Source organism: Bacillus crepusculi (genome assembly GCF_014764715.1).
Taxonomy (GTDB): Bacteria; Bacillota; Bacilli; order Bacillales; family Bacillaceae; genus Bacillus.
Genome location: NZ_JACXXE010000006.1, coordinates 25,016 through 49,021 on the forward strand (window position 1 = coordinate 25,016; position 24,006 = coordinate 49,021).

A 24,006-nucleotide genomic window follows, 5' to 3' on the forward strand; every position below is an offset into this window, starting at 1 on the left:
CTTAAGGGCATTGTCGGGAGGAAGACGTATTGCGTACAATTAAAGTAGGTTCTAGACGAAGTAAGCTTGCAATTACACAAACAAAATGGGTCATTCAAAAGCTGTCTGAACTAAACCCTTCTTATTCTTTTGAAATAAAAGAGATTGTGACAAAGGGTGATCAAATTTTAGATGTAACCTTATCAAAAGTGGGCGGAAAAGGACTGTTTGTCAAAGAGATTGAACAGGCGATGCTGAATCATGACATCGATATGGCGGTGCACAGCATGAAGGATATGCCAGCCGCTCTTCCGGAAGGTTTAGTCATTGGCTGTATTCCTGAGCGTGAAGATGTGCGGGATGCACTTATTTCGAAGAATCATCTTCGTCTTCATGAGCTGCCAAAGGGAGCGGTTGTGGGGACGAGCAGCTTACGTCGCAGTGCCCAGCTTCTTCAGGAGAGACCAGATCTTGAGATTAAATGGATCCGGGGAAACATTGATACAAGACTTGAGAAACTGAAAAATGAAGAATATGATGCCATTATTCTAGCGGCTGCCGGTCTATCCAGAATGGGGTGGAGCAAGGAGGTTGTGTCGGAATTTTTATCTCCTGATACATGCCTGCCCGCCGTTGGACAAGGTGCGCTGTCGATCGAATGCCGCGGAGATGATGAAGAGCTATTGAAGCTTTTAGCTCAATTCACGAATGAATATACGAAGAAAACGGTTCTTGCTGAAAGAGCCTTTCTTAAACAAATGGATGGCAGCTGCCAGGTGCCGATCGCTGGTTACGCCACGATGAATGAACGTGATGAAATTGAACTGACGGGTCTTGTGGCATCAGCTGATGGACATACAATTATTCGAGAAACAGTGACTGGGACTGAACCTGAGGCGATTGGGACAGCGTGTGCGAAGCAGATGGCTGATAAGGGAGCGAAAGATTTGATCGACAAGGTGAAAAAGGATCTGTCCTCCCAATGACCATCGCCAAATCGCTTCACGGACAGACGGTGCTTGTCACTCGAAATGAACGTCAAGCGGGCGTGTTTCAGCAGAAAATTGAAGCGCTGAACGGTCATGCTGTTTTAACTTCTCTTATAAGGTTTGAGCCGGCGCTCACAAAAGAAAAAGCGGAGGCCTTTTTAAAGGACTTAGAGAATAGCCATTGGCTTGTTTTCACGAGTGTGAATGGTGCATCTTTTTTTCTTAGCTATATACAAGAGCATCATTTACATAAGAGTTTATCCCACTTGAAAGTGGCTGCTGTAGGAGAGAAAACCTCTGCCTATCTTGAGCAGCAAGGCTTCAAGGTGGATGTGGTCCCAGAACGATTTATAGCGGAAGAGCTGGCAGATGCCTTACTTGAACAGGTGCATCCGGGAGAGTGTGTGTTTGTAGCAAAAGGACACCTGTCACGAGATGTGGTGAAGCAAACCCTCGTTCCACTTGGCATAGAAGTAAAGGAATGGATTTTATATGAAACAGTCAAGGATGAGGAGGGAATTGCCGCTCTTAAATCGGCAATGATGGAGCAATCATTTGATTTTATTACATTTACGAGCTCATCCACTGTGCATTCTTTTATGCATGCCATGGAGGCAGATGTAGCGAAGTTAGCGTCAGCTGACACTTGTTTTGTGACGATCGGTCCTCTGACAAAAGAGGCACTGCTTCAATACGGGATTTCTTCTGAAACCCCAGATACTTATACGATAGACGGGATGCTTGATTTGATGTGCCGTCTATCTGAAAGGAAGTTGAACCAATGATGAAATTTAATAGACACCGCAGATTGCGTACAAGCGCAGGAATGAGAGAGCTAGTCAGAGAAACCTTTTTGAGACCCTCTGATTTTATTTATCCGATCTTTTTTGTAGAGGGAGAAAATGTCCGGAAAGAAGTCCCTTCAATGCCGGGTGTCTATCACATTTCGGTGGATCTTGTGAAAGAAGAGGTTCAGGAGCTTGTTGATCTTGGCATTAAATCCATCATTGTATTTGGTGTCCCAGATCATAAAGACCATGTTGGCAGTGAGGCGTATCACGATCATGGCATTGTTCAAAGAGCCACGCTTGAGATCAAAAAGCACTTCCCTGAGCTTGTTGTCATTGCAGATACTTGCTTATGCCAATATACAGACCATGGACATTGCGGAATCGTTGAAGATGGTGAAATTTTAAATGATGAATCTCTTCAGCTTTTAGCAAAAACAGCTGTTAGCCAAGCACGCGCAGGTGCAGATATCATTGCTCCTTCAAACATGATGGATGGCTTTGTTGTTGCAATCCGTGAGGCACTTGATGAAGCTGGTTTTATTCATGTGCCTGTGATGTCATATGCCGTGAAATACGCAAGTGCTTTTTACGGTCCGTTTCGTGATGCGGCGCATAGTACACCGCAGTTTGGAGATCGTAAAACGTATCAAATGGACCCTGCAAACCGTTTAGAGGCGCTGAGAGAGGCGCAGTCTGACGTCGAAGAGGGGGCTGACTTCCTGATTGTCAAACCATCTCTTTCTTATTTAGATATTATGCGTGATGTGAAAAATGAATTTACACTCCCTATTGTCGCTTACAATGTGAGCGGAGAGTATGCAATGGTCAAAGCCGCTGCTCAAAATGGCTGGATTTCTGAAAAAGAGCTTGTTCTTGAAATGCTGACAAGCATGAAACGTGCAGGAGCAGAATTAATCATTACGTATCATGCAAAAGATGCAGCAAAATGGCTGTCAGAATAAAGAACGGAAAGACAGGAGGACGTTGAAATGGGACGTAGCTATGAAAACTCGAAGCAAGCATTTAAAGAAGCGCAGCAATTAATGCCTGGTGGTGTCAACAGCCCTGTACGTGCATTTAAATCAGTTAACACAGACCCTATTTTTATGGAGCGAGGCAAAGGTTCAAAGATATACGATATTGATGGAAATGAATATATCGATTATGTCTTATCATGGGGACCGCTCATTTTAGGACATACGAATGACCGTGTGGTTGAAAGCATTCAGCGAGTAGCTGAATATGGGACAAGCTTCGGTGCTTCTACTTTAGTTGAAAATGAATTAGCTAAGCTTGTCACAGAACGAGTTCCTTCCATTGAGGTTATTCGGATGGTCAGCTCTGGAACAGAGGCGACCATGAGTGCGCTTCGTCTAGCTCGCGGCTTTACAGGCAGAAATAAAATTGTGAAATTTGAAGGCTGCTATCATGGCCACGGTGATTCTTTACTAATTAAAGCGGGTTCAGGTGTGGCAACGCTTGGACTTCCAGATAGTCCTGGTGTTCCTGAAGGTACTGCAAGTAATACGATCACAGTGCCATACAATGATTTAGAAAGCATCCAAGTTGCTTTTCAAGAATTTGGAGACGATATCGCAGGTGTGATTGTAGAGCCGGTTGCAGGAAATATGGGCGTTGTTCCGCCGCAAGAGGGGTTCTTGCAAGGATTGAGAGATATCACGGAGCAATACGGATCCTTACTCATTTTTGATGAGGTCATGACAGGCTTCCGAGTAGATTATCACTGCGCGCAAGGCTATTTTGGCGTCAAGCCTGATCTGACGTGCCTTGGTAAAGTGATTGGAGGCGGTCTCCCGGTCGGCGCTTATGGCGGAAGAGCGGATATTATGAGACAAATTGCGCCAAGTGGTCCGATTTATCAAGCAGGAACGTTATCTGGTAATCCTCTTGCGATGACAGCAGGCTTAGAAACCTTAAAACAGCTGACACCTGAGTCGTATGAAGAATTTAGACGAAAAGGCGATCGGCTAGAAGAAGGCATTTCGAAAGCAGCCAAAGCACACGGGATTCCATTAACGTTTAACCGTGCGGGTTCCATGATCGGATTTTTCTTTACGAATGAAGAAGTCATGAATTATGACAAAGCGAAAACAGCTGATCTCGCTTTATTCGCTGAATTTTACAAGGAAATGGCTGACCACGGCATCTTCCTTCCACCTTCTCAATTCGAAGGATTGTTCCTATCAACTGCTCATACGGATGAAGACATCGAATATACGATTGAGACAGTGGAAAAGGTTTTTCAAAAACTACAACGATAAACAATTTAGCGTGATAGAAAGCCCTTGAAGTCTAGAAAGGACGAGTACTGGAGCGGAGCGAATTTAAGATTCGTGAGCACCGGCACGCGGGACTGACAAAGAATGAGAGGGTTTGTCTACACGCTGGGCCGATATGGGGACATATCGGCTTTTTTGCGTCGGAGAAAACCAATCATATTTTCACCGCCTCCCACATACACCTGTATTGACATCTAATTTTATTTTGAAGGATTAGATGAAAGGAGGACACCGACTTGTCTCAAAACAATCGATTACAGTTTTCGGTAGAAGAATCCATTTATTTCAAAAGCGGACAGGAAGTCAGTGAGCTGCTGTCAATTTCTCTCGATCCTGACATTCTCGTTCAAGAAGTGAATGATTATGTTTCCATTAGAGGTTCACTCGAGCTAACAGGAGAATACAACATAAATCAAGAGGAGCTATTGGGTGAATTGAGTTCCTATGCATCATACAGGCAAGCTGATGAGGTGAAGGTAAGAGAGGATGGAACAGCAGAGCTTCTGCATCAATTTCCAGTCGATATCACCATTCCTAAGAACAAGATCAGTCATTTAAATGATGTGTTTGTGTTTATTGATGCATTTGATTACCAGCTGACAGAAAGTCGTTTGCTCACCATTCAGGCTGACTTAGCGATTGAGGGTCTGTTAGATGAGGAAACGCCTCAAGCTCCTGTAGAGGATCCCTATGAATTTGTCCATCGGTCTGAAGAGGAGTATGGCGATGTGACCTATGAATATCAGGCGCAGCCGGAACTTGAGGACCAAGAAGAGCTGCAAGGTGATGAACGTGAGGATGACGATGAACAGGCTGCATTACAAAATGACGTCCGAACGGAGCAAGAAGAAATAGACATAGAGCTGGTGAATATGGAAGAAGAGGAAGAGCCGGAAGAATTAGAAGAGCCGGAGGACCAAGAAGAAGCAGTGGCGCTTGGTTATCGCTCCATCCCCGAGGCAGAGGTGCAAGAGCCACCATTTTTTGAACCGCCTAAGCTATTAGAAGAAGAGGAGCGAGATGAGACGTTCTTTGAGGTGGAAGTGAGAAGAGATCCTGAAGCAGCCGAAGAGCAAGAAGAAACAGTGCCAGCGTATCCGGCATTTGAACCAACTTCTTATCAGATGGAGCCAGATGACACTTATCAAATTGAACGATTATATGAACGGGAAGCCCCAAAAGTGTATGAGTCTGCTCAAGAAGCGGAGGAGCCTGAAGATGACGTGAGAGAAACGTCTGGCAGTGAGAATTCTCTTTATTTAACGAAGCTGTTCGCTAAGCAGGAGGAGGAAGATTTTTCTCGCATGAAAATTTGTATAGTTCAGCAAGAAGATACGGTCGATCGTATTTGTGAGCGATATCAGTTGAATGTGCAGCAGCTCCTTCGAACGAACTCATTATCGGTTGATGCGGAGCTTGAAGAAGGGCAGATTCTTTATATTCCTGAATATCAAAAAAGCAATGCATAGCAAGCGATGACCGACCGAGAAAATGTGGTGAGTGAACGTGGATGAAATTCAATCTGTCCTATACGAATACGGGCTTGAGGCTGAATACATTGAACCCGTCAGTCCAGCAGTCGTCAAGGTGTATACAAAGCAGGGCGTATTTGCACTAAAGCGAGTAAAAGCCAATCGGCAAATGCAATTTACAGAGCAAATGCTTGAATTAGAATCAAAAGGTTATCGCTCCTTTGTGCCGATTTATCGGACGAAGAGCGGTTCCTTTTTCTCTAGTCATCGGGAAAGTCAGTACGCATATTATCTCATGCCATGGCTGACGAATGAAAAGCGAGAAGAGCAGGACGATAAACATGAATATTTATTTCAAGAGATTGCAAGACTTCATAAACGAACTGAAGTGATGATGGACATCACAGAGCAAGAAATTGAAGCTCACTACACACACATCAAGACCAAATGGGAAACAGAAAAAGACATGTATGAACGGTTCATAGAGCGGGCAGAGCAAACGTGGTATATGTCGCCATTTGAGCTGGCCGCTGCTATGTATTTTTCAGAAGCGATGTCTGCTAGTGAATTTGCGCTTGAGCGGTTAGAGGATTGGCATGAGGAAATGAAAGATCAAGAGACAACACGTGTAGTGTTAAATCATGGGCAGCTGTCAATCCATCACTTTTTGTATAATGATGTAGGCACGGGGCATTTCACCAATTTTGAGCGGTCCAAAAAGGCCGCCCCCATTTATGACCTTCTGACCTTTTACTTTCGGACATTCAAAACCTATCCTACGTCTTGTCCTGAATGCACGTCCTTGTTTTATACGTATCAAAAGGGAAATCCTCTTCGGGAGGAAGAGCTCCATTTGTTCTTAAGCTACCTTGCTTATCCGCAGGGTCTGTTTGATACGGTGAAAGCCTATGAAGCAGGCGGGCAGGATGAGATGGAAAGCTGTCAGCAGCTGTTAAGAGCGTATTGGCAAATGAAAAATTCAGAGCCGACCGTCATGAAGATTCACGAGATTGAACAGGCTAGACGGCTTGAAGAAGAACAAAACGCCTCGTCATCAGCAGAATGACGAGGCGTTTTGTGTTGACTTTATCATTTCTTTGCAACGGAATGGTCGATACATAAGTGTGCGTTTTTAAAACCAGTCAAGATGAAAGGCACAAGCGAGAAAAATAAGAATACCAAGGATGAGGACGTCAAAGGTTGTGGGGAAAATGATCGTGCGAAACCCTTGAAATATGGCGATCGGGAGAACGACTTGGGAGGCGACTGCCCGAATTTGTCTAAGCCAGGGGGGAAGTGTGTAAGGATTGATCTTCTTCAAAATCAAACGCCCTCCTTCTTCATTTTGTTATTATCATATGGGCAATAGGGCAAAGGGTGCCTGCCCAATTTGTATAAAGCAGAAGAAAAGCGGAAAAGATGATTGACGAAAACAAAAGGCATTTAGTAATATTAATAAAAGATGAGTATAAGCTGATGAACGTGATATATCGTAAGCGTGGACCAGGAAGAGTACAAGCAAGACCCAAAAGAGAGGGAAACCAATAGCTGAAAGGTTTCCTAGGATACACTTGTTTGGAAGGTCGCCTGTGAGCTTAATTTCTTGAATGAACAAGTAGAGAAATTCGGGAGAACCCCGTTATCCTTTAGAGTGTACGGGACACGTGTATGTGTTCTGTGAAAAAAGGTGGTACCGCGAAAAAGCTTTTTCGTCCTTTTATAAGGATGGAAAGGCTTTTTTTTATGTTTCATCAGCCGAAAAAATGTGGAGGTAACACAAATGGGAACTAATAATCAAGAAATGCCAACAAAGTACGATCCAAATGCGATTGAAAAAGACCGCTATACGTACTGGCTTGAAGGGAAATTTTTCGAAGCGCAAAATGACAAAACGAAAGATCCATATACAGTCGTCATTCCTCCACCAAACGTGACAGGAAAATTGCACCTTGGACATGCGTGGGATTCAACACTTCAGGACATCGTAACGCGCATGAAACGGATGCAGGGCTATGACGTTTTATGGCTCCCAGGAATGGACCATGCCGGTATTGCGACTCAAGCAAAGGTAGAGGCAAAGCTTCGCGAAGAAGGCGTAAGCCGTTATGACCTCGGACGCGAAAAGTTTGTGGAAGAAACGTGGAAGTGGAAAGAGGAATATGCAGATTTTATTCGCAGCCAGTGGGCGAAAATGGGTCTTGGTCTAGATTACTCACGTGAACGCTTTACATTAGATGAAGGTCTCAATAAAGCGGTTCGCCAAGTATTTGTTCAATTATATGAAAAAGGGCTTATCTATCGCGGAGAGTACATTATTAACTGGGATCCCGCCACAAAGACTGCACTTTCTGATATTGAAGTGATTTATAAGGATGTTCAAGGTGCGTTTTATCACTTGAGATATCCGCTTTCAGATGGAACAGGTTCGATTGAAATTGCGACAACAAGACCTGAAACGATGCTTGGAGATACGGCAGTAGCTGTGCACCCTGATGATGAACGTTATCAGCATTTGATTGGAAAAACAGTCGTTTTACCAATTACAGGCCGCGAGATTCCAATCGTCGGTGATGACTATGTGGATATGGAGTTTGGTTCAGGAGCTGTGAAAATTACACCTGCTCATGATCCGAATGACTTTGAGCTCGGAAACCGCCATGGGCTAGAACGAATTCTTGTCATGAATGAAGATGGCACAATGAATGCAAATGCGCTGAAATACAAAGGCATGGATCGCTTCGAATGCCGTAAACAGCTCGTGAAAGATTTACAAGAAGAAGGCATTTTGTTCAAAATTGAGGATCATATGCATTCAGTTGGACATAGTGAGCGAAGCGGAGCTGTAGTTGAACCTTACCTATCGACACAATGGTTTGTGAAAATGCAGCCGCTGGCGGATGAAGCGATCAATCTGCAAAAAGGGGATGACCAAGTCCAATTTGTTCCAGACCGATTTGAAAAGACGTATTTACACTGGATGGAAAATATTCGTGATTGGTGTATTTCTCGTCAGCTATGGTGGGGACACCGCATTCCGGCTTGGTACCATAAAGAAACGAAAGAAGTATACGTTGGACTTGAAGCACCAGAAGATATTGAGAACTGGGAACAGGACAACGATGTGCTTGATACATGGTTTAGTTCAGCGCTTTGGCCTTTCTCTACAATGGGCTGGCCGGATGCGGGCAGTGAGGACTTTAAGCGTTACTACCCAACAAACCTGCTTGTAACTGGCTATGATATCATTTTCTTCTGGGTATCTCGTATGATCTTCCAAGGTCTTGAATTCACAGGAGAAAAACCGTTCAAAGATGTCCTGATTCATGGGCTCATCCGCGACGAACAAGGGCGTAAAATGAGCAAGTCGCTTGGCAACGGAATTGATCCAATGGAGGTCATCGACAAATACGGTGCGGATTCATTGAGATATTTCTTAGCGACTGGAAGCTCACCAGGTCAGGATCTTCGCTTTAGCTTTGAAAAGGTTGAATCCACTTGGAACTTTGCGAATAAAATTTGGAACGCATCCCGTTTTGCTTTAATGAATATGGATGGTTTAACGTATGATGAGCTTGACTTAACAGGCGAAAAATCAGTCGCTGACCAATGGATTTTAACCCGCTTAAATGAAACGATTGAAAGTGTCACACAGCTTGCTGACAAGTATGAATTCGGTGAAGTGGGCAGACATTTATACAACTTCATTTGGGATGATTTCTGTGATTGGTATATTGAAATGGCGAAGCTTCCGCTTTATGGAGAAGATGAAGCTGCGAAGAAAACGACTCGTTCGATCCTTGCGTATGTATTAGATCAAACGATGAGACTCCTTCATCCGTTTATGCCATTCTTAACAGAAGAAATCTGGCAGCATCTACCGCATGAAGGTGAGTCCATTACTGTAGCGGCATGGCCTAAGGTGAAGCCGGAGCTTTCAAATGAGCAAGCCTCTGCTGATATGAAGCTGCTTGTTGAACTCATTCGTTCTGTTCGTAACATTCGCAGTGAAGTAAACACACCGATGAGCAAACAAGTCGAGCTTTACATCAAAGCATCTACAGCTGATGTACAGGAACGTTTAGAGAAAAACCGTTCATATATTGAGCGTTTTACGAACCCAAGTGTCCTTGAAATTGGCACAGATGTCCCTGCTAGTGAAAAGGCGATGACAGCTGTTATTTCTGGAGCAGAACTCATTCTGCCGCTTGAAGGCTTAATCAACTTAGATGAAGAAATTGCTCGTCTGCAAAAAGAGCTTGATAAGCTGACAAAAGAAGTCGAGCGCGTACAGAAAAAGCTTGGCAATGAAGGCTTTATGAAAAAAGCGCCTGAAAGTGTCGTAGAAGAAGAGCGTGCGAAGGAACGTGATTATGTCGCAAAACGCGAAGCTGTTCAAAAACGGATTGAAGAGCTGAAAGCATAAGGGTGAAAAGACGGCTCCGAACGAAATGGAGTCGTCTTTTTTGAAAATTTCGTATGAAATGAGAGATGACATTGTTTACAACCTATCACGAAGCCATTGAATGGATTCATAGCAGACTGGCCTTTGGCGTAAAACCGGGTCTTGAAAGAATGAAGTGGCTAATGAACAGACTAGACCATCCGGAACAACACATAAAAGCGGTGCATGTTGCTGGTACAAATGGAAAAGGTTCAACCATTGCATTTACTCGTTCCATTTTACAGGCAGCCGGCTATTCAGTTGGAACCTTCACCTCTCCATTTATTTTAACGTTCAATGAACGAATCAGTGTAAATGGGGACCCCATTCTCGATGAAGATTGGCTGCGTTTGGTGAATGAGATCAAGCCTTATGTTGATGAATTAGATCAAACAGAGCTTGGCGCAGCAACAGAATTTGAAATCATTACAGCATGTGCATTTGTTTATTTTGCTCATGTGCGTCAAGTAGACTTTGTCCTATTGGAAACAGGGCTTGGCGGAAGGCTCGATTCAACAAATGTTGCTGTACCGATTTTAACGGCCATTACGTCAATTGGCCATGACCATATGGCGATTTTAGGCGACACACTTGAACAGATTGCAGCTGAAAAAGCGGGCATTATTAAAGATGGTATTCCGATGATTACGGCAGTTCATCAACGAGAGGCCCTTTCTGTCATTCAAAGCGCCGCAAAAGAAAAGAATGCCGTATGCATCTCATTACATGATACATGTACCTTTGATGAGCAGCAGCCAACAGAAACAGGTGAACGTTTCACATTACGCACCCCAAAAAGGCAGTATCCACAGCTTGAAACAGGGTTAATTGGAACGCATCAAAGGCAAAATGCTTCCCTTGCTGCTTTACTCATTGAATGGCTGGAGCAAGAAGGCTATATTAACGTGACAGAAGAGCAAATATATGAGGGCATTCGGCAGGCAGTTTGGGCAGGAAGATTTGAAAAGGTCAAAGATCATCCTCCTGTTTATTTAGATGGTGCTCATAATGAAGAAGGGATCGACCGATTAATCGAAACCGTACAAGCCCATTTCTCAAATAAACAGGTGCATGTATGTTTTAGTGCTTTAAAAGACAAGCCGTACAAGCAAATGATTCAAAGGCTTGAAGCTATTAGTGCGTCAATTCATTTTGTTTCGTTTGATTTTCCAAGAGCTGAATCAGCGGAGAAGCTTTATGGATGCAGTCAGTTAGATGCAAAGTCGTATGATGATGACCCTCATGCAGTGCTTGAATGGATTCAGAAAAAAAGCGATGATCCTTCGGCAATTATCCTTGTAACCGGCTCCCTTTATTTTATTTCAGATATACGAAATCGTATTTTAGGGTCATGAAAAGACGCAAAAGGCTACCAGGCCATTTGTGTCTTTTTCTTTTGATATGGTAGAAGGAGGATAACATCATATTTTCACTAGGTGTTCAATGTACATGACTATGGTACAATCCGGTCTATCTTATCCCCGGAAGGAGCCGCTGAATTTGATTGAGATTTTTGTGTTTCTTGCAGGCATCACCATGGGATCGTTTTTTCATTTGGTCGGTGAAAGGCTGCCGGGAAAGCGATCCATTCTCTTTCCTCGTTCTCACTGCATAGCATGTAAACAGCCGCTTTCCCTCCACGAGATGATCCCGCTTGTTTCGTATGTTGTTTTGAGAGGGTCCTGTAAACATTGCGGCACTCGATTGTCTTTGCTGTATCCAGCGGTGGAGCTGCTGTCAGGCAGTCTTTTTTTGCTTATATATAGGACCACTGGTTTCTCGTTTGAATCCTTTTTTCTTGTGATTCTTTGTAGTTTATTCGTGATTGCTGTCGTGAGCGACCTTCTTTATATGAGGGTGCCAAACGAGCTGTTTCTCTTCTATTTCCCTCTTTTCGTCATATACCGCACGCTAGAACCGCTTCTTATTTGGTGGGAGGGAGCGGCTTCTCTTCTATTTTGCTTTTTCTTGTTTGATCGTTTAGATCGTTTTAAGCCAAATAGCATGGGTGGAGCGGATGTGAAGCTGTTCAGTGTGCTTGCGTTTTGCTTTGGCTTTAAGCCGTTTCTTCTCATTCTTTTTCTTTCATCTGTCATTGGAATGGTATATGCAAAGGTGTTTTCCTTTCGATCAGACGAGCCATTTCCCTTTGTTCCTGCGATTGCTTTATCTTTTTGGCTGTATCTCTTTTGGGCTCATGTCATACTCCCGTTCGGCGGGTCGACCGGATGAAAAAATTGGCGAACACTTTTTTAACCTACCGACAAAAGTCTTGTTCTTTTTTTTATCTGCTATGTTAAAGTGTGAAACAGAAAGAAGGACGGGTTAAATTCGCGCTGATTCATTGGACAAAAAGGTCTTTCTTACAAACAATGTAGAAAGCGGGGAATGACAGTGAAAAAAAGGCAGGCAAAAAAACAAGGGTTGAAGGTTAATATTAATGGCAAGGAAGAAATGCTTCATGAAGAAGAGCATCAGCCAAAAAAACAGCAAGAGGATCAAGTGACATTTTCGAATTGGGAGGAAAAGAGGCAATCGGAACAGGAGACAGCTGCGTCTCAGGAAGATCCGTCTAAACCGAAAGAAGAAGATTTCCAGTGGGACGATGCAGCGGATCATATTTACCACTCTGATCCAAAGGTCGTCACGCCTTATCAAAAGAAAAAAGGTTCATTTGATCAGAAGTTTAGTAAAAACCGCGGACCCTTCAAGAGAGTGATGACAACGATTGTATTTGCAGTGGTTCTTGGGACAGGCCTCGGCGTGTTTGCATTAAGCTTAAGCAAAGACAGTACAGTAAATCCGTCAGGCGGTGACCATATCAGTGTCTCAGCATCCGGAAACCAATCCTCGATGAAAGCCGGAGGGGATGCGCCGCCAGCAGGTGATACAGAAGAATCAAAAGAGAATAAAGATGAAAAAAGTGCATCTGGCAGCTTTTCAACCTTCGTTGTACAAGCAGGAAAGTTTTCCTCTGAAAAAGGAGCAGATGATTTGGTGACCAGTTTAAAAGATGCAGGATATGCGGGAAAAAAAGTCTCAATGGATGATGGCTATTATGTGATTGCCGGGCTTGCGACAGAACAGGGCATGACAAGTGCTGTTGGGAAGAAGCTGATCGATCAGCACTTTGAGGCGTGGGGAGGCAAGGAGCTCTCATTTCAAGTGCCAGATGAGCTGACTGGTTTAATAGAGAAGGCTTCTGTATTATCTTCAAAGGTGATTGCAGGGGATGAAGTAGAGAACAAGGAAGTCACGCAGCTGATCTCGGAGCTGGAAAGTGCCAAAACAACGGACGCATCAGCTAAAAGTAGTTTGCTGAAAGCGGTACAACTCTTAAATGAACCAACTGCTGAAAATGGATGGAGATCTCAGCAAGCACTGCTTGATCAGTTAAATACGTAAAATCATTTTTTAAGAGAGTAAACTAGTCAAAAAATGACTAGTTTTTTTCTTTTGCATCCAACATAATGATGAAGGAGCATGAAAAATGAATTTTCATAAATTGTCGGTAAGATGTACATTTGATAGGATGAATGGGTATCTTACTTCTTAGGCTAAACCCTGAAAGGATGAACGAACATGAACCAATTAATTCTCGCATCTCAATCACCTAGAAGAAAAGAATTGCTTGATCTAGCAGGGTTTTCTTATGAGATTCAAGCAAGTCAATTAAAAGAAGAAATAAATCGAAACCTTTCACCAGCTGAGAACGTCCAATGGTTGGCAGAACAAAAAGCAAATGATATTCAAAAAATACATTCTAAAGCTGTGATTATTGGTGCAGATACGATTGTTGCAATTGACGGCAAATGTCTTGGGAAACCAAAAGACAAGGAAGAAGCGTCTGCGATGCTTCAATTATTGTCAGGAAAGACACATCAAGTCTTGACTGGTGTCACGATTCAGTCAGAGAATAGAAAAGAAACATTTTATGAACAGACAGAAGTGACATTTTGGACTCTTACGCAAAATGAAATAGACCGCTATATCGAAACGGGCGAACCGCTTGATAAAGCGGGAAGCTACGGCATCCAAGGGAAGGGCGCACTGTTTGTTCAAAAAATAAACGGTGATTATTTTTCCGTTGTAGGTCTCCCTATTGCCAAAACAGTTAGAGTGCTTGAAACATTTGGAATCACCCCTTTTTGATGACGGGAAGGAATTCTAAAAGGAGTGTTCCTCATGAACGATTTCCCTATGTTGCTTAAGCATTTCCCTCATGATGAAAAGCCGCGAGAACGATTTGTCAAATATGGTCCAAGCAGTTTATCAAACCATGAACTCGTCGCGATCCTTTTGAGAACAGGCACAAAAAAGGAATCTGTTCTTCAAGTTTCTGCAAGACTTCTGCAAACCTTTGGCGGTCTTCGCTCTGTAAAAGAAGCATCTATTGAAGAGCTGTCGAAGATTCGAGGCGTTGGAAAAGCAAAGGCGATTTCCCTTTTAGCTGCATTAGAACTTGGCACTAGATTACACCATCAATCGACGGACAACCGTTATGTCATCCGCACGCCAGAGGATGGGGCGAATTTTGTGATGGAAGATATGAGATTTTTGACACAGGAAAATTTCGTTTGTCTTTATCTCAATACAAAAAATCAAGTGCTTCATAAACATACCGTGTTTATTGGAAGTCTGAACTCATCGATTGTTCATCCGCGCGAAATTTTCAAAGAGGCTTTTAAACGTTCGGCTGCTTCATTTATATGTGTGCACAACCATCCATCTGGAGATCCGACGCCTAGCAGGGAAGATATTGAAGTCACTAAGCGACTTTTTGAATGTGGAAAGCTGATTGGAATACAGCTGCTTGATCATCTTGTCATAGGTGATCAAAAATTTGTGAGTTTGAAGGAAAAAGGGTATTTGTAACACTTTTTTTTTCAATGTTTTACGATATAATAGAGTTTATGAGTTTTTCCCTAAAGGGAATTTTGGTTTAAGAAAGGAAGATACATACATATGTTTGGAATTGGTACAAAAGACCTTGGAATAGATCTTGGAACAGCGAATACGCTTGTTTTTATTAAAGGAAAAGGCATTGTTGTGAGAGAACCTTCGGTCGTAGCTTTGGAAACTGATACGAAGTCTATAGTGGCAGTCGGAAATGATGCTAGAAACATGATTGGCCGTACACCTGGTAATGTTGTGGCACTTCGCCCAATGAAAGACGGAGTCATTGCAGATTACGAGACAACAGCAAAGATGATGAAATATTACATTAATCAAGCACTTAAAAACAAAGGGCTGTTTGCTCGTAAACCTTACGTGATGGTATGTGTACCATCTGGTATTACAGCGGTAGAAGAGCGTGCAGTCATTGATGCAACAAGACAAGCTGGTGCACGTGACGCATACCCTATTGAAGAGCCATTTGCTGCGGCAATCGGTGCTAACCTGCCTGTATGGGAGCCAACAGGAAGTATGGTTGTGGATATTGGCGGCGGTACAACAGAAGTGGCCATTATTTCACTTGGCGGCATTGTGACGTCTCAATCGATCCGTGTTGCAGGAGATGAAATGGACGATGCGATCAGCAGCTACATCCGCAAAACGTATAATCTCATGATTGGTGACCGTACTTCGGAAGCAATTAAAATGGAAATCGGTTCTGCTCAGCCAGACGTGCATGATGAGATGGACATTCGCGGACGTGACCTTTTAACAGGTTTGCCAAAAACGATCTCAATTACGGCAGAAGAGATTGCAAAAGCGCTTCGCGATACGGTGGAAACAATTGTTGATGCGGTGAAAGCTACTCTTGAAAAAACCCCACCTGAGCTCGCAGCAGACATTATGGATCGTGGAATCGTATTAACAGGCGGCGGTGCATTGCTGCGTAACCTTGACAAAGTCATTAGCGATGAAACGAAAATGCCAGTCATCATTGCTGAGGACCCACTTGACTGTGTAGCGATCGGAACAGGGAAAGCACTCGAACATATTCATTTGTTCAAAGGAAAATCAAAAGATAATCGATAATCGGGCGTAAATAAAGAGGTGTAAGACATGCCGCAGTTTTTTATGAATAAAAGATTAATGTTGCTCCTTGTCTGTGTCATCGTACTGGTGGCCATGATTGGTTTTTCAGTGAAAAGCGGCAGAGGTGCTTCATGGCCGGAAAAATTAGTGGGGGATACGACAGGCTTTTTTCAAGGTGTCTTTCATAAACCATCACAATTCATTGCCGGTATGTATGGGAACGTACAAGATTTAAAGAACACATATGATGAAAACGAGCGTCTTCGAAAAAAACTTGATGGACAAACCCAGTATGAGGCGAAACTTCAAGAGCTAGAGGACGAAAACAAAAAGCTTCGCAAGCAGCTCGGATATGTGAACTCTATTCGTGATTATACGCCAATTCTATCGACTGTTATCGCGAGAAACCCGTCCCTTTGGGATAGTTTTGTGATGATTGATAAAGGGAAAAAACAAGGCGTTGACAAGAATATGGCGGTCACAAATGAGAGTGGTGCGTTAATTGGGAAAATTGAAAGTGATAAGCTCAACAATTTTACTTCGACTGTAAGGTTGCTAAGCTCTACAGACCAAAATAATAGAATTTCAACGAAAATTTTTGCGAAAAAGGGCAAAGAAGAACTCAATGGAATTATTAACGGATATGACAGCAAGAAAAAGATGCTGACAATGAATATTTTAAAATCCGATGCTGATGGAGATGTCAAAAAAGGCGATCTTGTTGAAACATCTGGAGCAGGGGGCGTATTCCCTCAAGGCTTAACGATTGGTAAGGTAAGTGAAATCGAGCCAGACCATTACGGATTGACAAAAATCATTTATGTAGAACCAGCGGCTGAGCTCAACAATTTAGACCGCGTGATTGTGGTGAATCGCAGCACAAGTACGGCAGATGCATCTGAATTGACGAAGGAGGAAGGCTCGTGAAACGTGTCCTTCTTGCTTTCGTCATGTTGTTTATCTTCGTATTTGACAGCATTTTTGTCGATTTAGTGAAGCTCCCATTTGTTTCAGAGAATCAAATTTTAGCCCCTCATTTCATCTTACTCGCACTTGTATTTATGACTGCTTTTGTGAATCAAAAATATGGTGTGATTTACGGATTTATCTTTGGACTTTTATATGATATTTCGTATACAGGTATACTTGGTGTTCACATGTTTGGCTTTGGGGCGCTTTGCTATTTGTTAGCGAAAGCTTTCAAAGTCCTTCAGACAAATATCTTAGTCGTTGTTTTTATGTCGGTTATTGCTGTTTCCGTTATGGAGTTTTATGTATACGGCGTTCAAGCGACGATTCAACCAGGGATTATGTCGTTTAATACGTATGTCATCGAACGCTTTATTCCAACGATTCTTTTAAATACTGCTGCGTCTCTCATACTTGTTGTGCCGCTTAGGCTCTTTTTCATCAATGTGAAACAAGGACTGATCGACGAATAAAAGCAGGAGTTTGTCCAATTACGGCGAAATGAGTATGTTGTTGAGGTGAGCATCTTGAAAACTCAAAAACAGCAATATGTGACAATAAAAGGTACAAAAAACGGTTTAACCTTACAGTTACATGATGACTGTTCGTTTGATGACCTTCTTTCTGGCTTGCGAGAGGTTCTTTTGCTTGAGCAATATACAGATGGAAGAGAAGGACATAAGGTCAATGTGCATATTAAACTTGGTTTTCGGTATTTAACAGAGGATCAGGAGGCGCGTTTGACTGAAGCGGTGTCTGAAAATGAACATCTCGTCATTCACTCCATTGAAAGTGACGTCATGTCAACTGAAGAGGCAAGACGATTAAAAACAGAGGCTGAAATCACCTCTGTAGCGAAAATTGTCCGCTCTGGACAGGTGCTGTATGTCGAAGGGGATCTCTTATTAATAGGAGATGTCAATCCTGGCGGAACCATTCGTGCAGGGGGAAATATTTTTGTGCTCGGTGCATTAAAAGGCGTGGCGCATGCTGGATGCAATGGGAACAAACAAGCTGTCATTGCGGCATCTCATATGATTCCAACACAGCTTCGCATCGCACAAGTTTTTAACCGTGCACCCGATCAAAAAGAAGATGGAAATGAAATGGAATGTGCTTATTTAGATATAGATGGCAATATGATCATTGAACGCCTGCAGCAATTGGCTCATATAAGACCTAATCTGACAAGGCTTGAGGGAGGAATGTGAAATTGGGCGAGGCTATTGTGATTACCTCAGGAAAAGGCGGCGTTGGCAAAACAACAACATCTGCAAACTTAGGCACAGCACTAGCAATTCAAGGGAAAAAAGTGTGTCTAGTTGATACCGACATTGGCCTTCGAAATCTGGATGTCGTGATGGGGCTTGAAAACCGCATTATTTATGATCTAGTCGATGTAGTAGAAGGAAGATGCAAAATCCACCAAGCGCTTGTAAAAGATAAGCGCTTTGAAGATCTTTTGTATCTTTTACCCGCTGCTCAAACAAGCGATAAAACGGCTGTAGAGCCGGAGCAGATCAAAGAATTGATTCAGTCATTGAAACAAGACTTTGATTATGTGGTCATTGATTGCCCTGCTGGAATTGAGCAAGGCTTTAAAAATGCCGTATCAGGTGCGGACAAGGCAATTGTTGTCACGACGCCTGAGATCTCAGCCGTAAGAGATGCGGACCGAATCATCGGTTTATTAGAACAGGAAGATATCGAACCGCCTCGTTTAATTGTCAACCGCATTCGTACACACATGGCGAAAAATGGCGATTCAATGGATGTAGATGAAGTTGTACATCATTTATCGATTGATCTTCTTGGCATTGTAGCAGATGATGATGATGTGATTAAGGCTTCAAACAATGGTGAACCTATTGTGATGGATGCTAAAAACAAAGTATCAATTGCGTACCGCAATATTGCACGCCGCGTACTAGGCGAATCTGTTCCACTGCAATCATTTGATGAAGAAAACAAAGGGATGTTTGCAAAGCTCAAAGCATTTTTCGGTGTTAGAGCATAGCCATTCACGTGAGATTAGACCGATTCGATGAGAATCGGTCTTTTTGTTGCATATCAGATGAGGGCGTCACATAAAATGTACAAACTGTTTGTATGTAAAGGGTGATCTCATGAAAAGAGTGGACGAGTACCGAAAGAAAATCGCGCAGCGCCGTAAAACGATGCAGTCAGCTGCTCCTCCTAAGAAGACGGCTTTCAAGAAAAAAGAAGATATCCCGCCATGGGTCATGTTGACAGAGGAAGAAAAGCATTCTGGCTCGTCTTCTTATGAACTGTTGTCGCACCAGCCGAAAAAGTATCGGCATCCGTTGTTTAACCCCAATACCTTTGTGCTTAAATGTTTACTCTCAGCGTCCCTTGTGTTGATTGCAGCTATTTCGTTTAAAGGCCAGACAGGTCCGTTTCAGCAGCTGAAGCCAATGATTAGTCAAACCTTTGAGCAAGATTTTCAATTTGCTGCAGCCAACAGGTGGTTTGAGAAAACAGTTGGGAACCCGCTTGCCTTCTTAACCGAGAAAAAGGAAGATCCAAAAGACGTACAAGCCAATAAAGAACTGGCTGTACCCGCTTCTGGAAAAGTGCAAGAAACCTTTACACAAAATGGTGCAGGTGTCAAAGTCGAAACATCAGCAGAAACCATTGATAGTATGAAAGAGGGCTATGTTGTAGAGGTGAAAAAGAAAAGTGATACAGGGCTTACAGTAGTTGTGCAGCATGCGGATAACAGCTATAGCTGGTACGGTCAATTAAAGGAAGCCGATGTGGCCTTATACGATTTTGTCGATAAGGGTGAAAGAATTGGTCAAATTTCACTTGATGATCAAGGAAAGGGTACGTATTACTTTGCCATCAAGCAAAATGAACAGTTTATCGACCCCATTCAGGTGATGACCTTTGAATAGATGGATGATCATGCTGACGAAAATACACATTCACCCGCTTCTTTGGAGTGTGATGGCGTTTGCGATTCTTTCAGGTCAAATTAAGCCGCTGCTTTGTCTGCTCATGATTGTCTGTGCCCATGAGCTAGGACATGCAGCGGCAGCTTGCTATTATCACTGGCGCATTCGGCGGATTTTTTTACTTCCTTTTGGTGGAGCGGTTGAAGTAGAAGAGCATGGGAACCGTCCGCTAAAAGAAGAGCTGGCAGTCATTTTATGCGGACCGCTTCAGCATGTGCCGCTCCAGCTCATAGCATGGCTTCTTATGGAGGCTTCTCTTATCTCTCACGACGTGTTTACGATGTTCACCTTCTATAATATGGCGATTTTCCTTGTAAATCTTTTGCCCATTTGGCCGCTTGATGGCGGAAAATTATTCTTTTTGCTCTTATCTGTTTTTTACCCTTTCCAACGTGCACATGCCCTTGCAATAAAAGGATCGCTTGTCTTTTTCAGCCTTTTGACAGCAGGTTTACTCTGCTTTGCGCCGCTGCAATTCAATGGCTGGGTGTTGCTCACATTTTTAGCTTATTCACTCGTAATGGAACACCGGCAGCGGCATTACGTCACGGTTCGCTTTTTACTAGAACGGTATTATGGTAAAAAAGAGCAAAAGGTAGAGAAGCTCATTCCGCTTAGAGCAAGTGCTGAGGAGAAAGTGTATGAAGTAATGGCCCGATTTCAAAGGGGCTGTAAGCACCCAATTATTATCGAAAGAGATGGCGTGAAAATGAGCCAGCTTGATGAAAATGAACTGCTACATGCTTATTTTTCAGATCGAAGAACCACCTCCTCGATGGAAGAGCTTCTTTTACCGTACTAATAGTGAAAATACATTGACATTCTGTCTCTAGTTTGATATATTTTTTAATGTTATGGATATGTAGCACCCGTGCTACAACCGCACGGAGCAGGTGTAAAGTGCCTATGGCCCCCTGTATTCGGCGAGTCTGAGTTTATTAGGAGGTGCAGAGATGTACGCAATTATTGAAACTGGTGGTAAACAAGTTAAAGTTGAAGAAGGTCAAACTGTTTATGTTGAAAAACTAACTGCTGAAGCAGGTGAAACAGTTACTTTCGAAAACGTATTGTTTGTCGGCGGAGACACTGTTAAAGTGGGTAATCCTTCAGTTGCTGGAGCAACAGTAACGGCTAAAGTTGAAAAACAAGGTCGCGGTAAGAAAATTACTGTGTTCAAGTACAAACCGAAGAAAAACAACCACAAAAAACAAGGTCATCGTCAACCTTACACTAAAGTTGTTATCGAAAAAATCAACGCTTAAGGCGTGTGAGTGATATGATCAAAGCAACCATTACTCGGTCAGCGGCAGATGAAAGCATTACGTCTTTTCAGATGACTGGACATGCCGAGTTTGCTGAAAAAGGTCAGGATCTCGTTTGTGCAGGTGTATCTGCTGTTGTTTTCGGTTCAGTCAATTCAATTATTGCACTGACAGGAATCGATCCACTGCTCGATATTGGAGAAGAAGGCGGCTATTTCACCTTTGAATTGCCGGCTGATACAGATCCAGTATCCTTTGAAAAAGCCCAGCTGCTTTTAGAAGGCATGGTCGTTTCCTTAGAGACAATTGAACGAGATTATCACGATTATGTGAGAATATTAACAAAAAAATAGGAGGTGAACTTCATGCTTAGATTAGATCTTCAATTTTTCGCATCTAAAAAAGGGGTAGGTTCTACAAAGAACGGACGTGACTCTGAGTCTAAACGTTTAGGCGCTAAACGTGCTGATGGTCAATTCGTAACTGGTGGTTCTATCCTTTATCGTCAACGTGGAACGAAAATCTATCCAGGTGAAAACGTTGGACGCGGAGGCGACGACACTCTTTTCGCTAAAATCGACGGAACGGTTAAATTCGAACGTTTCGGTCGTGACCGTAAAAAAGTGAGCGTATATCCTGCGGCACAATAATTGCTAAAAACTCCGGTCATTGACTGGAGTTTTTTTCACTTTTTACAAGCAGTACCGAAGATGATAAAAGAAGATGCACTCCATAAATGTCAAAGAACGTTTGCTGACTTTGCCTCATTTTCTCCTATACGATCAGAAAAAACAACCTTTCCTCACATAACTAGTGTTTTTCTATGCTGTCTTCTCTGTTATAATTCAGGGAGACATAGTGATGATAAGACTCCTAAAAGAGAGACCAAACGATTGGGAGTGCGATAATGGAAGAGATATCAAGTAAACAAAATGAAAAATTAACTCACGTTGCATTAACAAATGAATTGATCTATCTGCTCAGTCGTTCAAGACACGACTGGATGAATAAATTGCAGCTGATTAAGGGCAACTTGACATTAGAAAAATATGACCGAGTGTTTGAAATTATAGAAGAAATGGTCATTGAAGCACAGCATGAATCCAAACTCTCAAATTTAAAAATTCCCCAATTGGCCTATTACTTTCTAACATTTAATTGGGAGTCGCATTTTATCACCCTAGAATATGAAGTGCTTGGTGAAGCCCGAGACTTATCAGCATATGAACCACAGCTGCTAAAGGTATCACGGGAGTTGTTTTCGATATTCGATCAATCAGTTTGCCAAAAAACTGAAAATCATTTAACGGTCACGTTCCAAACAGATCATGAAGAAAATGATGTGATCTTATATTTTGATTTCAAAGGAAAATTAACAAGTTTGGATGCGTTAAATGCGTTTCATGACGCAAACTATCCATGTATGAGTATAACGCAATTTCATGTGACAAGTCATGAGTCCATGATTGAGCTTTGTTTGAGGCAAGAACGAGATATGTGATGCAGAGAAACGGAGGAAGTTATGTTTGTAGATCAGGTTAAAGTGTATGTTAAAGGCGGTGACGGCGGAAACGGTATGGTGGCGTTCCGTCGTGAAAAATATGTACCAAAAGGCGGCCCAGCAGGCGGCGATGGTGGGAATGGTGCAGATGTTGTGTTTGAAGTAGACGAAGGGCTCAGAACGTTGATGGACTTTCGTTATAAACGTCATTTCAAGGCTGATCGCGGCGAGCATGGGATGAGTAAAAACCAGCATGGCCGAAATGCAGAAGAAATGATTGTTAAAGTTCCACCGGGTACGGTTGTCACAGATGCAGAGACGGAACAAGTATTAGCCGACTTAACAGAGCATGGGCAGCGGGCAGTCATTGCAAAAGGCGGACGTGGCGGACGTGGGAATTCACGCTTCGCAACACCGGCAAACCCTGCACCACAGCTTTCTGAAAATGGTGAGCCAGGAAAAGAACGTGACGTCATCTTAGAATTAAAGGTGCTTGCGGATGTTGGACTTGTTGGTTTCCCAAGTGTCGGGAAGTCGACGCTGCTTTCGATTGTCTCTTCGGCTAAACCGAAAATTGCAGATTATCATTTTACAACGCTTGTACCGAATCTAGGCGTTGTCGAAACAGATGATAACCGAAGCTTTGTCATGGCGGATCTGCCAGGACTCATTGAAGGAGCGCATGAAGGCGTTGGCTTAGGTCATCAATTTTTACGTCATATTGAGCGTACACGCGTGATTGTCCATGTCATTGATATGTCAGGACTTGAAGGGCGTGACCCATATGAGGACTACGTGACGATCAATGAAGAGCTTGAGCAATACAATATGAGATTGACAGAACGTCCGCAAATTATTGTGGCCAACAAAATGGACATGCCAGATGCAGCTGACAATCTAGCCGCATTTAAAGAAAAACTAACAGATGACTATAAAGTGTTCCCAATTAGTGCGATCACAAGAGAAGGGCTTCGTGAGCTTTTATTTGAAATCGCCAATCAGCTTGAAACCACACCGGAATTCCCGCTCTATAATGAAGAAGAGCTGTCTGATAACCGCGTGATGTACAGATTTGATGAGGGAGATGCACCATTTGAGATTACAAGAGATCCTGATGGTACGTTTGTCTTAACTGGTAAAGCACTTGAGCGACTGTTTAAGATGACAGATTTCTCAAGAGATGAATCCGTTAAACGATTCTCTAGACAATTACGCGGAATGGGTGTCGATGATGCCTTGCGTGAGCGTGGTGCGAAAGATGGCGATATCATTCGTCTGCTTGAGTTTGAATTTGAATTTATTGATTGATCAAAAGGAGGGTCCAGTCCATGGACTCTCC

Annotated in this window: 25 protein-coding genes and 2 other annotated features; of the genes, 24 read left to right on the forward strand and 1 reads right to left on the reverse strand. The window is 42.9% G+C overall.

Translation table 11 applies throughout. The annotated features are described in order from the left end of the window. Positions 1-29: 29 nt before the first annotated feature. The 6 genes from hemC (at position 30) to ysxE (ending at position 6,597) form a co-directional block, all read left to right on the forward strand. Positions 30-965 carry a hydroxymethylbilane synthase gene (gene hemC, locus IEE86_RS11770; RefSeq protein WP_191097397.1) on the forward strand — a complete coding sequence of 312 codons (936 nt, stop codon included), beginning with the start codon at positions 30-32 and terminating at the stop codon, positions 963-965. Next, positions 962-1,753 carry a uroporphyrinogen-III synthase gene (locus IEE86_RS11775; protein WP_191097398.1) on the forward strand — a complete coding sequence of 264 codons (792 nt, stop codon included), beginning with the start codon at positions 962-964 and terminating at the stop codon, positions 1,751-1,753. Before hemC ends, IEE86_RS11775 begins: the two co-directional genes overlap by 4 nt. After that, positions 1,750-2,721 (forward strand): porphobilinogen synthase, encoded by a 972-nt coding sequence (gene hemB, locus IEE86_RS11780; protein WP_191097399.1) that lies wholly within the window; start codon positions 1,750-1,752, stop codon positions 2,719-2,721. Before IEE86_RS11775 ends, hemB begins: the two co-directional genes overlap by 4 nt. Before the next feature lie 27 nt (positions 2,722-2,748). After that, complete coding sequence (gene hemL, locus IEE86_RS11785; protein ID WP_191097400.1) at positions 2,749-4,041, forward strand: glutamate-1-semialdehyde 2,1-aminomutase; 1,293 nt, start codon at positions 2,749-2,751, stop codon at positions 4,039-4,041. Positions 4,042-4,295: 254 nt separating this feature from the next. Beyond that, complete coding sequence (locus tag IEE86_RS11790) at positions 4,296-5,528, forward strand: LysM peptidoglycan-binding domain-containing protein (protein ID WP_191097401.1); 1,233 nt, start codon at positions 4,296-4,298, stop codon at positions 5,526-5,528. Between the two features lie 37 nt (positions 5,529-5,565). Continuing rightward, entirely contained in the window at positions 5,566-6,597 is a 1,032-nt protein-coding gene (gene ysxE / locus IEE86_RS11795) for a spore coat protein YsxE (protein WP_191097402.1), read from the forward strand. Positions 6,598-6,663: 66 nt separating this feature from the next. Here the strand turns inward: ysxE and IEE86_RS11800 are convergent, their stop codons facing one another. Then, positions 6,664-6,852: a hypothetical protein gene (locus tag IEE86_RS11800; RefSeq protein ID WP_003216497.1), complete on the reverse strand. Its 189-nt coding sequence runs from the start codon at positions 6,850-6,852 to the stop codon at positions 6,664-6,666. A 169-nt stretch (positions 6,853-7,021) separates the two neighbouring features. Beyond that, positions 7,022-7,251: a binding site (T-box leader), on the forward strand. Positions 7,252-7,311: 60 nt separating this feature from the next. Between IEE86_RS11800 and IEE86_RS11805 the strand changes: the two genes are divergently transcribed. From IEE86_RS11805 to obgE, 18 genes are all read left to right on the forward strand, one after another. After that, on the forward strand, positions 7,312-9,954 hold the full coding sequence (locus IEE86_RS11805; RefSeq protein WP_191097403.1) for a valine--tRNA ligase: 2,643 nt from the start codon (positions 7,312-7,314) through the stop codon (positions 9,952-9,954). Positions 9,955-10,019: 65 nt separating this feature from the next. Continuing rightward, positions 10,020-11,327, forward strand: coding sequence for a bifunctional folylpolyglutamate synthase/dihydrofolate synthase (locus IEE86_RS11810; protein ID WP_191097404.1), 1,308 nt, complete (start codon positions 10,020-10,022; stop codon positions 11,325-11,327). A 181-nt stretch (positions 11,328-11,508) separates the two neighbouring features. Continuing rightward, positions 11,509-12,204, forward strand: coding sequence for a prepilin peptidase (locus IEE86_RS11815; RefSeq protein ID WP_411955698.1), 696 nt, complete (start codon positions 11,509-11,511; stop codon positions 12,202-12,204). Between the two features lie 156 nt (positions 12,205-12,360). Beyond that, entirely contained in the window at positions 12,361-13,377 is a 1,017-nt protein-coding gene (locus IEE86_RS11820) for an SPOR domain-containing protein (RefSeq protein WP_191097405.1), read from the forward strand. A gap of 177 nt (positions 13,378-13,554) precedes the next feature. Beyond that, on the forward strand, positions 13,555-14,124 hold the full coding sequence (locus IEE86_RS11825) for a Maf family protein (protein WP_191097406.1): 570 nt from the start codon (positions 13,555-13,557) through the stop codon (positions 14,122-14,124). Between the two features lie 48 nt (positions 14,125-14,172). Continuing rightward, the gene (radC, locus tag IEE86_RS11830) at positions 14,173-14,847 is read left to right on the forward strand and encodes a RadC family protein (protein ID WP_191097569.1); all 675 of its coding nucleotides are present in this window, start codon (positions 14,173-14,175) and stop codon (positions 14,845-14,847) included. A gap of 90 nt (positions 14,848-14,937) precedes the next feature. Continuing rightward, a complete protein-coding gene (locus IEE86_RS11835; protein WP_191097407.1) occupies positions 14,938-15,957 on the forward strand; it encodes a rod shape-determining protein in 1,020 nt (339 codons plus the stop codon). A 27-nt stretch (positions 15,958-15,984) separates the two neighbouring features. Continuing rightward, entirely contained in the window at positions 15,985-16,884 is a 900-nt protein-coding gene (mreC, locus tag IEE86_RS11840; protein WP_191097408.1) for a rod shape-determining protein MreC, read from the forward strand. Then, entirely contained in the window at positions 16,881-17,399 is a 519-nt protein-coding gene (gene mreD, locus IEE86_RS11845) for a rod shape-determining protein MreD (RefSeq protein ID WP_191097409.1), read from the forward strand. Before mreC ends, mreD begins: the two co-directional genes overlap by 4 nt. Before the next feature lie 54 nt (positions 17,400-17,453). Continuing rightward, entirely contained in the window at positions 17,454-18,137 is a 684-nt protein-coding gene (gene minC, locus IEE86_RS11850; protein WP_191097410.1) for a septum site-determining protein MinC, read from the forward strand. Between the two features lie 2 nt (positions 18,138-18,139). Next, positions 18,140-18,943: a septum site-determining protein MinD gene (gene minD, locus IEE86_RS11855; RefSeq protein ID WP_191097411.1), complete on the forward strand. Its 804-nt coding sequence runs from the start codon at positions 18,140-18,142 to the stop codon at positions 18,941-18,943. Positions 18,944-19,052: 109 nt separating this feature from the next. Next, positions 19,053-19,844 (forward strand): M23 family metallopeptidase, encoded by a 792-nt coding sequence (locus IEE86_RS11860; protein WP_191097412.1) that lies wholly within the window; start codon positions 19,053-19,055, stop codon positions 19,842-19,844. Next, positions 19,837-20,706 (forward strand): M50 family metallopeptidase, encoded by an 870-nt coding sequence (locus IEE86_RS11865; RefSeq protein WP_191097413.1) that lies wholly within the window; start codon positions 19,837-19,839, stop codon positions 20,704-20,706. Before IEE86_RS11860 ends, IEE86_RS11865 begins: the two co-directional genes overlap by 8 nt. Before the next feature lie 66 nt (positions 20,707-20,772). After that, positions 20,773-20,845 (forward strand) — a sequence feature (ribosomal protein L21 leader region). 12 nt (positions 20,846-20,857) lie between these two features. Then, entirely contained in the window at positions 20,858-21,166 is a 309-nt protein-coding gene (rplU, locus tag IEE86_RS11870; protein WP_041090936.1) for a 50S ribosomal protein L21, read from the forward strand. Between the two features lie 14 nt (positions 21,167-21,180). Then, the gene (locus tag IEE86_RS11875; protein ID WP_191097414.1) at positions 21,181-21,519 is read left to right on the forward strand and encodes a ribosomal-processing cysteine protease Prp; all 339 of its coding nucleotides are present in this window, start codon (positions 21,181-21,183) and stop codon (positions 21,517-21,519) included. Between the two features lie 12 nt (positions 21,520-21,531). Beyond that, on the forward strand, positions 21,532-21,816 hold the full coding sequence (rpmA, locus tag IEE86_RS11880; protein WP_003216586.1) for a 50S ribosomal protein L27: 285 nt from the start codon (positions 21,532-21,534) through the stop codon (positions 21,814-21,816). Between the two features lie 257 nt (positions 21,817-22,073). After that, a complete protein-coding gene (locus IEE86_RS11885) occupies positions 22,074-22,667 on the forward strand; it encodes a sporulation initiation phosphotransferase B (protein ID WP_191097415.1) in 594 nt (197 codons plus the stop codon). Positions 22,668-22,688: 21 nt separating this feature from the next. Next, positions 22,689-23,975: a GTPase ObgE gene (gene obgE / locus IEE86_RS11890; protein WP_191097416.1), complete on the forward strand. Its 1,287-nt coding sequence runs from the start codon at positions 22,689-22,691 to the stop codon at positions 23,973-23,975. The last annotated feature ends 31 nt before the right edge of the window (positions 23,976-24,006 follow it).

Bases quoted from the DNA above. Each gene is read 5' to 3' on its own strand.
- IEE86_RS11775 (WP_191097398.1), top strand. From the start codon at position 962: ATGACCATCGCCAAATCGCTTCACGGACAGACGGTGCTTGTCACTCGA.
- hemB (WP_191097399.1), top strand. From the start codon at position 1,750: ATGATGAAATTTAATAGACACCGCAGATTGCGTACAAGCGCAGGAATG.
- hemL (WP_191097400.1), top strand. From the start codon at position 2,749: ATGGGACGTAGCTATGAAAACTCGAAGCAAGCATTTAAAGAAGCGCAG.
- IEE86_RS11805 (WP_191097403.1), top strand. From the start codon at position 7,312: ATGGGAACTAATAATCAAGAAATGCCAACAAAGTACGATCCAAATGCG.
- IEE86_RS11810 (WP_191097404.1), top strand. From the start codon at position 10,020: ATGACATTGTTTACAACCTATCACGAAGCCATTGAATGGATTCATAGC.
- IEE86_RS11815 (WP_411955698.1), top strand. From the start codon at position 11,509: ATGGGATCGTTTTTTCATTTGGTCGGTGAAAGGCTGCCGGGAAAGCGA.
- IEE86_RS11820 (WP_191097405.1), top strand. From the start codon at position 12,361: ATGACAGTGAAAAAAAGGCAGGCAAAAAAACAAGGGTTGAAGGTTAAT.
- IEE86_RS11825 (WP_191097406.1), top strand. From the start codon at position 13,555: ATGAACCAATTAATTCTCGCATCTCAATCACCTAGAAGAAAAGAATTG.
- radC (WP_191097569.1), top strand. From the start codon at position 14,173: ATGTTGCTTAAGCATTTCCCTCATGATGAAAAGCCGCGAGAACGATTT.
- IEE86_RS11835 (WP_191097407.1), top strand. From the start codon at position 14,938: ATGTTTGGAATTGGTACAAAAGACCTTGGAATAGATCTTGGAACAGCG.
- mreC (WP_191097408.1), top strand. From the start codon at position 15,985: ATGCCGCAGTTTTTTATGAATAAAAGATTAATGTTGCTCCTTGTCTGT.
- IEE86_RS11860 (WP_191097412.1), top strand. From the start codon at position 19,053: ATGAAAAGAGTGGACGAGTACCGAAAGAAAATCGCGCAGCGCCGTAAA.
- rplU (WP_041090936.1), top strand. From the start codon at position 20,858: ATGTACGCAATTATTGAAACTGGTGGTAAACAAGTTAAAGTTGAAGAA.
- IEE86_RS11875 (WP_191097414.1), top strand. From the start codon at position 21,181: ATGATCAAAGCAACCATTACTCGGTCAGCGGCAGATGAAAGCATTACG.
- rpmA (WP_003216586.1), top strand. From the start codon at position 21,532: ATGCTTAGATTAGATCTTCAATTTTTCGCATCTAAAAAAGGGGTAGGT.
- IEE86_RS11885 (WP_191097415.1), top strand. From the start codon at position 22,074: ATGGAAGAGATATCAAGTAAACAAAATGAAAAATTAACTCACGTTGCA.
- obgE (WP_191097416.1), top strand. From the start codon at position 22,689: ATGTTTGTAGATCAGGTTAAAGTGTATGTTAAAGGCGGTGACGGCGGA.